This is a genomic window from Streptomyces sp. NPDC059477, from assembly GCF_042749375.1.
Classification (GTDB): domain Bacteria; phylum Actinomycetota; class Actinomycetes; order Streptomycetales; family Streptomycetaceae; genus Streptomyces.
In genome coordinates this window covers 1-13,957 of the sequence record NZ_JBHYUG010000073.1, presented here as the reverse complement: position 1 = coordinate 13,957, position 13,957 = coordinate 1, and the positions used below count along the sequence as shown (strand labels likewise).

General features: G+C 70.9%; 10 protein-coding genes and 1 other RNA gene. 1 reads left to right on the top strand and 10 read right to left on the bottom strand.

The annotated features are described in order from the left end of the window. From ACFXAZ_RS28925 to ACFXAZ_RS28895, 7 genes are all read right to left on the bottom strand, one after another. Positions 1-1,164, bottom strand: coding sequence for a uroporphyrinogen-III synthase (locus tag ACFXAZ_RS28925; protein ID WP_384597180.1), 1,164 nt, complete (start codon positions 1,162-1,164; stop codon positions 1-3). A gap of 179 nt (positions 1,165-1,343) precedes the next feature. Beyond that, on the bottom strand, positions 1,344-2,732 hold the full coding sequence (locus tag ACFXAZ_RS28920) for a nitrate/nitrite transporter (RefSeq protein ID WP_384597154.1): 1,389 nt from the start codon (positions 2,730-2,732) through the stop codon (positions 1,344-1,346). Positions 2,733-2,932: 200 nt separating this feature from the next. After that, entirely contained in the window at positions 2,933-3,562 is a 630-nt protein-coding gene (locus tag ACFXAZ_RS28915; RefSeq protein ID WP_384597153.1) for a hypothetical protein, read from the bottom strand. Between the two features lie 208 nt (positions 3,563-3,770). Further along, complete coding sequence (locus ACFXAZ_RS28910; protein ID WP_384597151.1) at positions 3,771-4,988, bottom strand: acyltransferase; 1,218 nt, start codon at positions 4,986-4,988, stop codon at positions 3,771-3,773. Between the two features lie 395 nt (positions 4,989-5,383). Continuing rightward, positions 5,384-7,585, bottom strand: a complete 2,202-nt coding sequence (locus ACFXAZ_RS28905) for a glycosyltransferase (protein ID WP_384597149.1) — start codon at positions 7,583-7,585, stop codon at positions 5,384-5,386. Next, on the bottom strand, positions 7,585-8,748 hold the full coding sequence (locus tag ACFXAZ_RS28900; protein ID WP_384597147.1) for a translation initiation factor IF-2: 1,164 nt from the start codon (positions 8,746-8,748) through the stop codon (positions 7,585-7,587). Before ACFXAZ_RS28900 ends, ACFXAZ_RS28905 begins: the two co-directional genes overlap by 1 nt. Before the next feature lie 492 nt (positions 8,749-9,240). After that, complete coding sequence (locus ACFXAZ_RS28895) at positions 9,241-10,206, bottom strand: LysR family transcriptional regulator (RefSeq protein ID WP_384597145.1); 966 nt, start codon at positions 10,204-10,206, stop codon at positions 9,241-9,243. 97 nt (positions 10,207-10,303) lie between these two features. Between ACFXAZ_RS28895 and ACFXAZ_RS28890 the strand changes: the two genes are divergently transcribed. Beyond that, positions 10,304-11,647, top strand: coding sequence for an MFS transporter (locus tag ACFXAZ_RS28890; protein ID WP_384597143.1), 1,344 nt, complete (start codon positions 10,304-10,306; stop codon positions 11,645-11,647). Positions 11,648-11,737: 90 nt separating this feature from the next. Here ACFXAZ_RS28890 and ssrA read toward each other — a convergent pair. The 3 genes from ssrA to ACFXAZ_RS28875 form a co-directional block, all read right to left on the bottom strand. Further along, positions 11,738-12,106, bottom strand: a transfer-messenger RNA (tmRNA) gene (gene ssrA, locus ACFXAZ_RS28885). Positions 12,107-12,299: 193 nt separating this feature from the next. Then, positions 12,300-12,779 (bottom strand): SsrA-binding protein SmpB, encoded by a 480-nt coding sequence (gene smpB / locus ACFXAZ_RS28880; protein WP_382681226.1) that lies wholly within the window; start codon positions 12,777-12,779, stop codon positions 12,300-12,302. Between the two features lie 103 nt (positions 12,780-12,882). Continuing rightward, positions 12,883-13,957, bottom strand: a 1,075-nt coding sequence (locus tag ACFXAZ_RS28875; RefSeq protein ID WP_384597141.1) for a S41 family peptidase, incomplete at its 5' end; no start/stop codon positions are given.

The window sequence follows — 13,957 nt, the reverse complement described above, 5'->3', positions numbered from 1 at the left end:
CTAGACACCGGAGGCCACGTCCCCGTACTTGTTGTCGGCGGCCGGGTCCAGGGCCAGCCGGTAGCCGCGTTTGACGACGGTCTGGATCAGCTTGGGGGTGCCGAGGGCGGTGCGCAGCCGGGCCATGGCGGTCTCGACGGCGTGTTCGTCACGGCCGGAGCCGGGCAGGGCGCGCAGCAGCTCGGCGCGGGCGACCACCCAGCCGGGCCGCCGGGACAGTGCCCGCAGCAGGGACATCCCGGCGGGCGGTACGGGTCTGAGGTCGCCGTCGACCAGGACGGCGTGGCCCCGGATCTCGACGCGGTGTCCGGCGACGGGCAGGGTGCGGGCGCGACCGGGCAGTTCCTGGCAGAGCAGTTGGACGAGCGGGCCGAGCCGGAAGCGGTCGGGCTGGACGGTGTCCACGCCGCGGGCCTGGAGCGGCAGCGCGGTGACCGGTCCGACGCAGGCGGGCAGCACGTCGTGGTGGAGGACGGCGAGCAGTTCCCGCAACTGGCCGCGCTCCTCGGCGCGGGAGAGAAAGGAGGCGGCGGCGGGCGCGCTGGTGAAGGTGAGCGCGTCGACGCCGTGCGAGACGGCGGCGTCCAGCAGCCGGTCGACGGGCGCGATGTCCTCCGGTGGCATCCACCGGTAGACGGGCACGCCGATGACATCGGCGCCGCCCGCCCGCAGCGCCTCCACGAAACCGGGCAGCGGCTCCCCGTGCAACTGCACGGCGATCCGGCGCCCGTCCACCCCCTCCCCCAGCAGCCGGTCGAGCACCTCGGCCATGGATTCGCTGGAGGGCGACCACTTCTCGGTGAGCCCGGCGGCCCGGATCGCCCCTTTGACCTTGGGCCCCCGCGCGAGCAGTTCCACCCCCCGCAACCGGTCGAGCAGCGCCTCGCCGAGCCCCCACCCGTCGGCGGCCTCGACCCACCCGCGGAACCCGATGGCGGTCGTCGCGACGACGACGTCCGGCCCGACCCGGATCAGTTCCTCGGTGGCGGCGAGCAGATCGCTGTCGTCGGCGAGCGGCACGATGCGCAGGGCGGGCGCGTGCAGCACGGCGGCGCCCCGGCGGCGCAGCAGCGCCCCGAGTTCGTCGGCGCGCCGGGCTGCGGTCACGCCGACGGTGAACCCGGAGAGGGGGCCGGGTTCGGGTTGTCGCTGTTCGTCGTCCATGGCTCTCGTTCCCGCGTTGGAGTCGTCGTACGGCTGGCGTCCGTCGGGCGGCTGACGCCCTTCATACAGACTGGTGTCCTTCGAACGGGCGTCCGTTCCGGCATCGGTCGTCACATACCGATCGAGCCTGTCAACGGCGCGTGACAGGCTCGGTTCGGGTTGATGTCGCCGGTGTTACGTCACACCTCGGCGTAGCTGAGCCGTGCCGTGGGCTCGGCGGCGGCCCGCTCCTCGGCCCGTACGGCCGGCCGGCGAAGGTATACGGCCCAGGTGACGGCGAAGCAGAGCCCGTAGAAGACGAGGAAGGCGACGAAGGCGCCGGTGCCGGAGCCCGCGGTCTGGAAGGACTGCCGGAAGGCGAGATTGATGCCGAGTCCGCCAAGTGCGCCGACGGCCCCGATGAGCCCCATGGACGCCCCCGACAGCCGCCGCCCGTAAGCGACGGCCGCCTCCCCGTCGAGCCCCTCGCGCAGGGCCTTGCGCTGGAAGATCCCGGGGATCATCTTGTACGTCGACCCGTTGCCGAGCCCGCTGAGCACGAAGAGGGCGATGAAGGCGACGGTGAACAGCACCAGCGACTCCTGGACGCTGGCGAGCACGACGAAGCCGGTGGCGGCGGCCATGCCGACGTAGTTCCACAGGGTGATGCGCGCCCCGCCGTACCTGTCGGCGAGGGCCCCGCCCAGCGGGCGGATGAGCGAGCCGAGCAGCGGGCCGATGAAGGTGACGTAGGCGGCCTGGAGCGGCGTACGCCCGAACTGTGTCTGGAGCACCAGCCCGAACGCGAAGCTGTACCCGATGAACGAACCGAACGTCCCGATGTAGAGGAAGGACATGATCCAGGTGTGCGGGTCGCGGACGGCGTCCCTGGCGGCCCCGGTGTCGTTGCGCAGGGTCGCGAGATTGTCCATGCGCAGCGCGGCGAGGACGGCGGCGAACACGATGCAGGGGATGTAGATCCCGAGGAGTACGCGGGGCCCGCCCCCCGCGCCGATCACGGCGAGCCCGACCAGTTGCATGACCGGCACCCCGATGTTGCCGCCCCCGGCGTTCAGCCCGAGGGCCCACCCCTTCTTGCGGAGCGGGAAGAAGGCGTTGATGTTGGTCATGGAGGAGGCGAAGTTGCCCCCGCCGACACCGGCGAGCATGGCACACACCAGGAAGGTGGTGTACGAGGTCCCAGGCTCCATGACGGCGAACGCGACGACCGTCGGGACGAGCAGCGCGCCGGCCGAGACGATGGTCCAGTTCCGCCCGCCGAAGAGCGCGACGGCGAAGGTGTACGGCACCCGGACCACGGCCCCGACCAGCGTCGCCATGGACACCAGGAAGAACTTGTCGGCGGGGGTGAGCCCGTACTCGGGCCCCATGAACAGCACCAGCACCGACCACACGGTCCAGATGGAGAACCCGATGTGCTCGGAGAGCACCGAGAAGGCCAGATTCCGCCGGGCGACCTTCTCCCCGCCCTCCCGCCAGAACCCTTCATCCTCCGGATCCCAGCGCTGGATCCACCGCCCACCCCCACTGGGGGCGGCCGGTGCGGGGGCCGTACTCGGGGGTGTCATGACGCCTCCAGGGGCTCCGGGGCTCGGGATCTGCGAGCGACTGAGTCCCGAAGGTAGGGAGGAGGCGTTTCGGCACTGTGGCGGGGGGTGACCGGGGAGGAACGTTGCTCTCACGGTGGGTGGGGGTGGGGTGAGAGAAGAAGCGCACCGCTGCCCCTCTGTCCCGGTCCTCTCCTCCCCGGCCTCGGGCCCGGACCCCGTTACGCCCCGGCCGACCTCGTGGCGAACGGATTCCCCTCACCGGGTAGCCCGTCGTCCGGGACATACCTCAGCCGCCCTTGCGCGTCGGTGACCCCCATGAGCCCCGCCGCACGCATCCGTTCTTCCCGCCGCGCCCAGAGCCGGGGCGTCCAGACGAGCCCGAACACTCCCAGTCCGACCGTCAAAACCCAGAATCCCCCGACGCCGGCGACTACAGCCACGTTGTCGCGGAACGCGTAGATGTAAATGGCGCAGAGCGGCGTGAGCCCCAGAAGTATGTACAGAGATCTCTGCCAGGGGCTGTACTGCTTGTACATGTCCCAATCGATCCGCATCCTGAACAGCCGGATGTCCTTGTCCACCAGCGCGGGCAACTCCCCACCCGAAGCGGCCTGCGGATATCGCGCCCAGTTCGCCGCGGCCCGCGCCTGCCCCTCCGCACTGGAGTCCGGCACAAGGATCAGCAGGAACTCCTGGTCGTACGAAGCGTCCGCGTAGCGATAGCCGAACTGCTCCGCGTAGAACGCCAGCCGCGCCATCGTCGCGTAGGTCACCATCCGCATGCGCAGAAAAACGGTCCGCCCACCGGCCATCTCCCGAAACATCTTCCTGACCAGCCGCTTGCGCATCGCCGATCTCCCCCCGTCGCTCGACTCATGTCATTTTCTCAACTACACAGTGGTATCAGTGGAGTTGACGGCATCCTCGCACCCACACCTGTGAGGGCGGGGCGGAGAGCCGAGTGAACAGATGAACTTGAGCGAACAGACAGAAGAACCCGAAGGTGCTGGTCGATGTCGCCTCGGGGCTGCTCCCGCGCGCCGACGGGAACCGATCTCAGCCAGAAGTTCCAGACGGCCTCGATCCGGCCCGCCGGCCCCCGCTCTCCCTCCCGTCCGGCCACAGCTGTGGTCGTCGTTTCGCCGCCAGGTCCTCCGCCCAGCCGAAGGCCACGACGCACACGCCGATCAGGACCCAGGTCAAGGCGAACACCGGCCAGGGGCTCTCCAGGAGCCAGGAGAAGTGCTGCCACATGATGTCGAACTCCCACAACCGGTCCCACTGGGTCACGGTGATCAGGATGCAGATGTTGTGCCAGAGGTAGATCGTCACCGCGCGGGAGTTGAGCAGGGTGATCGGGCGGGCGAAGCGGCGCAGCCGGTTCGGCCACTCGGACCAGGACGGGCTGATGTGCAGCAGCAGAAGCACCGTGCCGAAGGACCACAGGGCCTGGGCGAGCGGCATGCTGTCGAGGTCGTTGCCATTGCCGAAGTCGTGGTTCAGGGCGTACCACAGGCCCACGCAGGCGATCGCCGGGGCCACGGACGGCACGATGTAGCGGGGCAGTCGTTTGAGGATGCCCTCATGGTGTGCCATGCCGAGGATCCAGCAGGCGCCGAACGTGCTGAAGTCCGTGAGCGCCGACGGGAACCGCTCACCCGGCAGCACGATCCAGCCCTGCTCGAACGCCAACGCCAGCGCGATCGGCATGAACACCGTCACCACCGGCATCGCCCGCAGTGCCTTGAGCAGGAACGGGGAGAGCAGCACGTACCAGAGGTACGCGCGGATGTACCAGAGCGGTCCGGCGAAGTCCGCCGCCCAGTTCTCGCCGACGAACCCGTGGATGCCGGGGAGCCCCTCCGCGTACGGCGGGTCGCTGAACGGGAAGATCCAGTACAGGAGATGGAACCACCACCAGCCCGGATACCCCTCGGAGTCCGGGCCCCAGCCCTGGAGGACCATCCCGGTCACGCCCACCACGCCCAGCACCCACAGCGGTGGCAGCAGCCGGCGGATCCGGCCGCGGATGACCTGCGTCGGCGGACGCTTGAGCGAACGTGCCATGAGATTGCCGGCCAGAGCGAACATCACGCCCATGGACGGAAACACCAGAGGCAGCCACGCCCAGCCGGTGAGGTGGTAGAGAACGACACGGAAGAGGGCGAGCGCGCGCAGCAGGTCGAAGTAGCGGTCACGGACGGGGCCGCGGGGGGAACCGGGGGCTGGCGTCACGGGCGCGGCCACCCCGGGAGAGGGCTCCGGCGTCGTCATCACCGGCGATCCCTGGAAAACGCTCCGCGCGCCGTGATCGTACGAACTTTGATCGTACGAACTCTGGTCGAATGAAGTCTGACCCTGTGGATAGTGGCCCTGCGCACCTTGGCCGTACGAACGGTCGCCGTACGAGCCTTCGCCGAACGAACCTTCGCCGCGCGGGCCCGGATCATACGAACCCTCGCCCTGCGGCCCCTGATCGAACGGACCCTGATCGAACGGACCCTGGCCGTGCGGACCTTGATCGTACGGACTCTGGCCGTGCGGAGGATCGTACTTGCGGTCGTACATGGGGACGTCCTGTCAGCCCTGGTGGTGCCACGTGTGGGTTTGTTGCTCGCCGGGGCGGGGCGCCGCGTGGGGCACCGACCGCTCTGGGACGCGTCGTTCGTTCATCGCCGGTGTGATCGCGGCCCCGCCGGGGCCTGGGGGCGGACCGGCGCCCGGGGGTCTCCGGGTCCCGGCAGCCCCACCGCGCCCGTCCGCCGCAGCTTCTGCCAGCGCAGCCGGCCGCCGGTCAGGGCGGTGATCCAGGACTGGAGCAGGACGACGTACATCAACTGCCGGTAGAGGATCTGCTGGAGCGGCAGCGAGATCAGATGGGTCATGCGTTCACGGTCGAGCCGGAAGGCGTACGCCGCGCAGACCGCCTGGACGAGCAGAACGCCCACCCACGCTCCGATCGTTCGCTCGGTCGGGCCGAACACCAGGCCGTAGATGAGGAACACATCGATCAGCGGCGCCAGGAGCGGGGCCAGGACCATGAAGAGCGAGACCAGGGGCAGGCCGACCCGCCCGAACCGGCCGGACGGGCCACGGTCCACCAGCGCCCTGCGGTGCTTCCAGATCGCCTGCATGGTGCCGTACGACCACCGGTAGCGCTGCGACCACAGTTGCTGCACCGACTCCGGGGCCTCGGTCCACGCGCGGGCGTTCTCCGCGTAGACGACCCGCCAGCCGTCGCGGTGCATGGCCATGGTGATGTCGGTGTCCTCGGCGAGCGTGTCGTCGCTCATGCCGCCGACCCGCTCCAGGGCGGAGCGTCGGAACGCGCCGACCGCGCCGGGAATGGTCGGCATGCAGCGCAGCACGTCGTACATCCGGCGGTCCAGGTTGAAGCCCATCACGTACTCGATGTGCTGCCAGGCGCCGATCAGCGAATCCCGGTTGCCGACCTTGGCGTTGCCGGCCACCGCGCCCACGCGCGGATCACCGAACGGCTGGACCAGCTCACGCACGGTCGACGGTTCGAAGACCGTGTCGCCGTCCATCATGACGATCAGATCGTGAGCGGCGTTGGCGATCCCCCGGTTGAGCGCGGCCGGCTTGCCGCCGTTGAGCTGCCGTACCACGCGCACGCCCGGCAGCCGCAGATCCTCGACGATCCGTGCCGTGCCGTCGGTCGAGCCGTCGTCCACGACGATCACTTCGATCGGATGATCGCTCGCCATGAGCGAACGAACCGTCTGCTCGATGCATTTCGCCTCGTTGTACGCCGGAACGATCACGGACACCGGTTCCGTGATCGGTGGCCCCCAGCGGAAGTTCGGGCGCCGCACCCGGCGGGCGTGCACCACGGAGAGGATCAGCATCATCCCGAAGCGGGCGAAGACCAGGACTCCGATCACCGCGAGCGCGACGACCAGCACATCGGTGATCGTCCCGGACGCGTGTACCAGCACGATCCAGGCGTCACCCTTGAGCGCCTCCACCCCCGCGACAGGCGTGTGCGCACTGGGCGCGTCCAGGGCCCGGGTGAGCGTGTCGAAGCGGTACCCCTTGTCCTGGAGCCGCGGAATGTACCGATCGAGCGCGGCCACCGTCTGCGAACGATCACCGCCGGAGTCGTGCATCAGGACGATCGCGCCCTGGTCCTTCTCCTTCGGCAGCGCCCGCCGGATGATCTCCTCGACACCCGGCCGCTTCCAGTCCTCGCTGTCGGTGTCGTTGACGACGCTGATGTAGCCCTTGCTGCCGATGTACTCGGCCACCGGCCACGACTCGTTGTCCATGGCCCAGGGGAACGACGAGTACGGCGGCCGGAACAGCGACGTGCGGATCCCGGCCGCGCCCGCCAGCGCCAGCTGGTTCTGGGACAGCTCCCAGTCGATGCGCTCCTTGGACTGGAACGACAGGTCGGGATGGTTGAAGGTGTGCAGCCCGATCTCATGGCCCTCGTCCACGATCCGCTGCACCAGCTTCGGATAGCGCGAGGCCATCGTGCCGGTGATGAAGAAGACGGCGTGCGCGTCGTACTTCTTCAGCACGTCGAGCACGCGCGGCGTCCAGACCGGGTCCGGGCCGTCGTCGAAGGTCAGGACGAGTTCACGGTCGGGGAGCCGCAGGCTGCTGCGCCGGCCGTCACGCGTGTCGATCACCGGGCCGCCCTTGAGGACGTCCTGGGGGACCTCGCTCTTGGAGACCGGTTCCCGGACCCGGTGATCGGCCAGGATCTCGCTGTGCACATAACCGCGCAGCATCAGCATCGCCATCAGGGCGACCAGGACGAGCGCGGGCAGCAGCAGCCGCATGGGCACGCGGCGGCGCCGTGGGCCGGAGGGGACGGATCCCCTGCGGCGGGAACGTATGGCCATCAGAGGACGTACTCCGGGGACGGGAGGAGAGAAGAGAGAGCGGAGAACCGTACGGCGGTGAGCGCGCCGCCGGGCGGGGAGGAACCGGCGGAGATACCGAGGGGAAGGTCATGGGGAAGGCCAGGGGAAAGGCCCAGGCCGAGGGGGAGAACCGGGCCGGAGGCGCGCTGCGCGGAGACCCCGTCGGCAAAGATCCCGTCGGCAGAGACGCCCTCCGCCGCACCGCCCTGCGCCGCGGCGCCGCCCGCGCCCCCGTCGCCGCCGCCCGCCTCACCGGCGTCGGTGCTCGGGCTGGTCGTGGGGCTGGTGGGCGAGGTCGGGGGCGACTCGGACCCGCCCGGCTCGGGCGAACTGGTGGTCGGGAGCGACGGCTCCGGGTCCAGGTCGGTCGGGCCGGTGCCCGGCGTGGTCGCGCCGCCGGTCCGGGGCGGTGGCTCGGGCGTGACCGAGGTGTCGGGGTCGGCGGAGGCGGTGGCCTCGTCGGACGCGGTGGGGCCGGTGTCCGGCGAGGGGAGCGTGTCCTCGCTCGCCGACGGCGAATCCTCGGGCGCGCTGACACCGGGGTCGGCGGACTCGGCCGACCGCACGGGCGCGGGAGTGGTGTCGACCTGCCCGGCCGGCTGCTCGTCCTGCTGCCCCGGCACGGGCAGCCAGGGCGCGTCGGAGTTCCCGGACACCAGCGTGGCGACGATGACGACCGCGTAGACCGCGCAGGCCATGGCCACGGCGATGCCGATCCGCCGGAACCGACGGCTGCGCCGCCCGCTCTCGTCGACGAACACCGGCCCGTCGCCCCCGTCGTGCCCAGGCCCGTCCCCCGGCGCCGCCCGCACCACCCCACCGGCCCCGAGCTGCACCGCGTCCAGCTGGACGGTCACCTCATGAGGGTCGTGGGAGTGCGCGGTGGCGGCACCGCGCGGGACATCCCCGTCGTCGGGGGTCCGCCAGGGATCGCGCGGGGGCGGGGGCACGGCAGCGGTGCTCGGCGAGGCCGGCCCACCCGTCGCACCCGGCCCACCTGATGGAAGTACGGCGGTCTCGTCGACCGATCCGGTGTACGGCCGTCCGGCACCCGTGGGCGGCAGCACCTCGGTGGCACCGGTGAGCGGAACCCCCCACGAGCCGACGGACGGCGTGGTCGCGCCGGCCCGACCGGTCGCCACGGCGTCGTCACCAGCGGTGGGCTCCCCCTGATGCCCCGGATCCCCCGGATCCCCCGGATCCAGCGAATCCAGCGAATCCGCCCGATCTCCCGAATCCAACGAACCCACCGAGCCTGCCCTATCCCCCGGATCTACCTGATCCACCCAATTCATCCGCGTCGGCGGCATAGCCCGCATCGGCTCAAACGCCCGGAATGTCTCCTGCTTGCCCCCGGACCCGTCAGCGTCCACTTCACCCCCGGAGCCCCGGCCGGTTCCTCCCGTGGCCGGTATCTCCCCCGTCCCGGCCACAGGCTCGGGCCATTCCGGTTGGGCGTCTTCTCGCCACTTGTTCACGTACGCACTTCCCCCCACGGGACAGTTCCGGAAGCGCGGACGACCCGAGCACCCCGTCGACCGAACCAGGCCCCCACCCGGTTCCAGCGCCCCCATTACCACACCGTGCTCGCGCGATGAATGTAGCGCACGCGCGGGAAATGTGTTCGCCGCGTGTCAGTCGTGGACGTTCATCGCCTCCAGATCGGTGGCTGGAATCCATCCCCCCGCAGGCCGCCGCAGCCACCCTTCCTCCACTCCGAGCTGCGCGGCGGCCCGCCGGAGGGCGGCCAATCCGGGATGCACCAGGCCCTTTCGCCAGACGAGAGAGACCGGCGACAACGGAACCGGATCGATCAACGGCCGATGCACGGTTCCAGCCATGGCCGGAAACTCCTCCACGACGAGGATCGGGTTGCCCGTCTTCGCCATCACCCGCTCGAACTCCTCCTCGCCGATCGCCAGCGGATAGGGTGACGCGACCTGGATCCCCCGTCCCTCGAACAGGTGACGCGCCAGGTCGGTCCACTCCGGTGTGCGCGGATTCCCGTCCCCGGCGTAGACCGACTCCCCGGCCAGCTCGGCGAGCGGCACCCGGTCGCGGCCGGCCAGCCGATGCCCTCGCGGCAGCAGCACGGCCATCGGCTCGTACCGCACCGGCTGCTGCTCAAGCCCGGCCCGCAGCACCGGATCCAGCCCCGCGAACCGCCCGAAGGACGCGTCCAGCCGCCCCGCGAGCACTTCTCCCGCCGCCCAGGTCAGCCCGCTCTCGTAGCGGGCCATCAGCTCCAGATCCGGCTCCAGTTCGCGCGCCCGGTGCAGCACCCGCCGGGCCGTGCCGAGGCCGGGCGAGTTCACATCGACCAGCAGCGGCCGGGCCGGGGCGAACGCCGCGAGCAGTTCGTCCTGCGCCCGCAGCACCCGCCGCGCGTACGGCAGCAGCCGCTCACCGTCCCCGGTCAACGTCACCTGCCGGGTTGTCCGTACGAACAACTCCGCGCCCAGCTCCCGCTCCAGCCGCCGTACGTCCCTGCTGAGCGCCTGCTGCGCCACATACAGGCGCGCGGCGGCACGGGTGAAGTGCAGTTCCTGTGCGACGGCGACAAAGGCGCGCAACAACCTGGGGTCGAGATCGGCGGGCATCCCGGCAACGTAGCCCACGAATTCACAACCAGGGCGCGTGAATATTCGATCAGAAGGTGTTGGACCGAACGATCAAGCGCGGGCGACCGTGATGCCCATGCCGCAACCGCCCTACGCCGACCGCCGACACCCGGCGAACCCCGCAGCCGCGCCCACCGCCCCCACCGCTCCGCTCCTCACCGTCACGTCCGACACGCTCATAGCCGCAGACTTCCGCCCGCGCACCCAGACCCACACTCACCCCCACAGTCACCACCATCGCCGCCACCCACCCGGCCCCTACCGCACGCTCTTCGCCCGCCCCGGCACCCGGGCCTTCACCGCCGGGAACCTGCTCGCCCGGCTGCCGATGGGCATGTTCAGCGTGAGCGCGGTCGTGATGATCGCCGGAGCGCGCGACTCGTACGCGCTCGCCGGAGCCGTCACGGCGAGCGGCCTCGCCGCGACCGCACTCGTCGCCCCCTGGACCGCCCGGCTCGTCGACCGCCACGGCCAGGCCCGGATCGCCGTACCGGCCACGCTCTGCGCGGTCCTCGGCAGCCTGGCCCTGGTGCTGTGCGTCCGCCACGACGCCCCCGCCTGGACCCTGTTCGCCTCGTACGCCGCCACCGCGACCACGCCGAACATCGGCGGCATGTCCCGGGCCCGCTGGGCGCATCTGCTGGCGGACGACCCCGAGGCGCTGCACACCGCGAACTCCTTCGAGCAGTCCGCCGACGAACTGAGCTTCATGCTCGGGCCGGTGCTCGCGGCGTTCCTGTGCGGGACGTTCTTCCCGGAGGCGGGCACGCTGACCGGGGTGGTGCTGCTGGTGAGCGGCGTGCTGCTGTTCGCCGCGCAGCGCTCGACCGAACCGCCGCCCCGCCCGACGACGGCGTCCGGCTCCCCGCTGCGGGCGCCCGGCATGGTGCCGCTGCTGGTGATCTGTCCGGCCATGGGCGCGGTGTTCGGTTCGATGGAGGTGGTCACCCTCGCCTTCGCGGACGCGGCCGGGCATCCGGCGGCGGCGGGTGTGGTGCTGGGGCTCCAGGCGGCCGGTTCGTTCGCGGCGGGCCTCGCCTTCGGGGCGCTGCGGCCGACCGGCCCGGCCGAGAAACGCTACCCGTGGTGCATCGCCGCGATGACCGCCCTGCTCCTCCTCCCGCTGCTCGCCGCGTCCCTGACCGGTTCGCTCCTGCTGGTGGCCGTCACGCTGCTGATCGCCGGGATGGCGACCGCCCCGACGATGATCACGGGCATGACCCTCATCCAGAGGCGCGCTCCCGCGGACCGTCTGAACGAGGCCATGACGCTCGCCGTCACCGGCCTGCTCGGCGGCATCGCCTGCGGCGCGGCGGTCGGCGGCTGGGTCTCCGAACACCTGTCCCCGACAGCGGGCTACGGCCTGCCGGCCACAGCGGCGGCGATCGCTCTGCTGCTGGCCCTGCGTCCAGGCAGGTAGCCGTCTGCGCACACATCCTCTGCGCACACACTCTCCGTGGACACACCGAAGGCCCGGTGGTCAATGACCACCGGGCCTTCATCATGGAGATCGTGGAGATGGCGGGAATCGAACCCGCGTCCAACGGTGCGGAATCAGGGCTTCTCCGTGTGCAGTCCGCTGCGCTTTTCTCAGCCCCGGAGATCACGCGGACAAGTCTCCGACGGGCTCAGTCACTGTTAGATTTCCCTCTTCACCCCGTGACCGAGATCAAGGTTTAGTTCCCTAGCTGATGCCAGGATCCGGGTCGGGAACAGCCCCGGGCTGACACTTCGCAAGTCGCTACTTAGGCAGCGAGGGCGAAGGAATCGCGCTTGGTATTGGCGATTATTTTTTTCGGCCTGTGGTTTACGAGATCATTGCCGCTTCCTCGACACGCTTCCCCTGCTTCGACAACCGCTGTCGAAACCGATCATCCCCATGTGGTGTTTTCAATCGACGCACCGTCTTGGCGGCGCTTCTGCCATCGTACGTGATCAGCACAGCGGCATGCCAGCGTATTCCCAGCGACCGGCGACCGGCGGACGACGGCGACCAGCGGGTGACCACGCCCCGCGGACGACGGCGCCCGGCAGATGACGGCAGCCGGCAGGCCACCGCTCCGGGCGGCGGCTCACGCCCGCTGCCGCCGCCGCACCGCCGACACCGCGCGGTCGGCCTCGCGCCGGTCCTGCTTCTCCCGCAGGGTCTGCCGCTTGTCGTACTCCTTCTTGCCCCGCGCCAGCGCGATCTCCACCTTGGCGCGGCCGTCCTTGAAGTAGAGGGCCAGCGGCACGATGGTGTGCCCGGTCTCGCCCGACTTCGCCTCCAGCTTCTCGATCTCCACCCGGTGCAGCAGCAGCTTGCGCTTGCGGCGGGCGCTGTGGTTGGTCCAGGTGCCCTGGGTGTACTCCGGCACGTGCACGTTGTACAGCCACGCCTCGTGCCCGTCGAGCTGGACGAACCCGTCGACCAGCGAGGCGCGGCCCTGGCGCAGCGACTTCACCTCGGTACCGGTGAGGACCAGTCCGGCCTCGTAGGTGTCGAGGATGTGGTAGTCGTGCCGCGCCTTCTTGTTCTGCGCGATCAGCTTGCGCCCTTTTTCCTTAGCCATAGTGCCGACCATTTTCGCACTAGGGAGGGGGTGCCCGGGAAGCGATTAAGCACGAGCACGAACGATCAGATCGTTCGATCACACACCCGGCGCCGCGCCACCCCTACGGCTGCTGCCCCAGCCCGGTCAGCACCGTCTCCGCCCGCTCCAGCGCCTCCGCGTCGGCCTCCAGGTCGGGTGTGATGCCCTCACCGTCGACGCCCCGGCCGGCCGGGGTGCGGTAGTGGCCGACGGTCAGCTCGGCGACCGAGCCGTCGGGGAGCGGGGTCGGCATCTGCACGGACCCCTTGCCGAAGGTGCGGGAGCCGACGACGACCGCGCGGCTGCGGTCCTGGAGGGCCCCGGTGACCAGCTCGGCCGCGCTCATGGTGCCGCCGTCCACCAGGGTGACCAGCGGCCGGGCGGTGTCGCCGCCGGTCTCGGCGTGCAGGGCCTGCTGCTCGCCCTCGACGTCGTACGTGGCCACCAGGCCGCCGTCGAGGAAGGCGGAGGCGGCGGTGACGGCCTCGGTGACCAGCCCGCCGGAGTTGCCGCGCAGGTCGAGCACGACCCCCGTACCGTCCGGGGCCTGCCGCACGGCATCGCGTACGGCGTCGCCGGAGCCCTTGGTGAAGGCGACCACCTTGATGACGGTGACCCCGCCGGGCAGCTCGCTGACGGTCACCGGGTCGGTGGACAGCTTGGCGCGGTGCAGAATCTGCTCCCACGCGCGCGTGCCGCGTTCCAGCCCGAGGCGGACGGTCGTGCCGACGGCCGCGTCCTGGGCGTCGCCGCGCAGCAGCGAGACCACCTCGGTGACCGGGAGGCCGGCGACGCTCTGCCCGTCGACGCTCACCAGCCGGTCGCCCGCGCGGATGCCCGCGGAGGCGGCGGGCGAGCCGGTGCTGACCTCGGTCACCTCGATCCGGCCGTCCCGCTCGCGCCGCGCGGACACGCCGACGCCGGTGTACTCGCCGTCGAGGGCCTCCTCGAACTCGGCGTACTCGCCCTCGGTGTAGACGGCGTCCCAGCGCTCCCCGCTGCGGCTGACGGCCCGCTCGGCGGCCTCCACCGGGGACTCGCCCTCGGCCATGGCCTCGGCGGCGGCCTCGGCGACGCCGTGCCGGTCGGCCGGGGCGGCGGCGCGGGTGGTGCCGGGGTCCGGGGCCGCGGGCGCGGCGACCGGCAGCGAGCCGGTC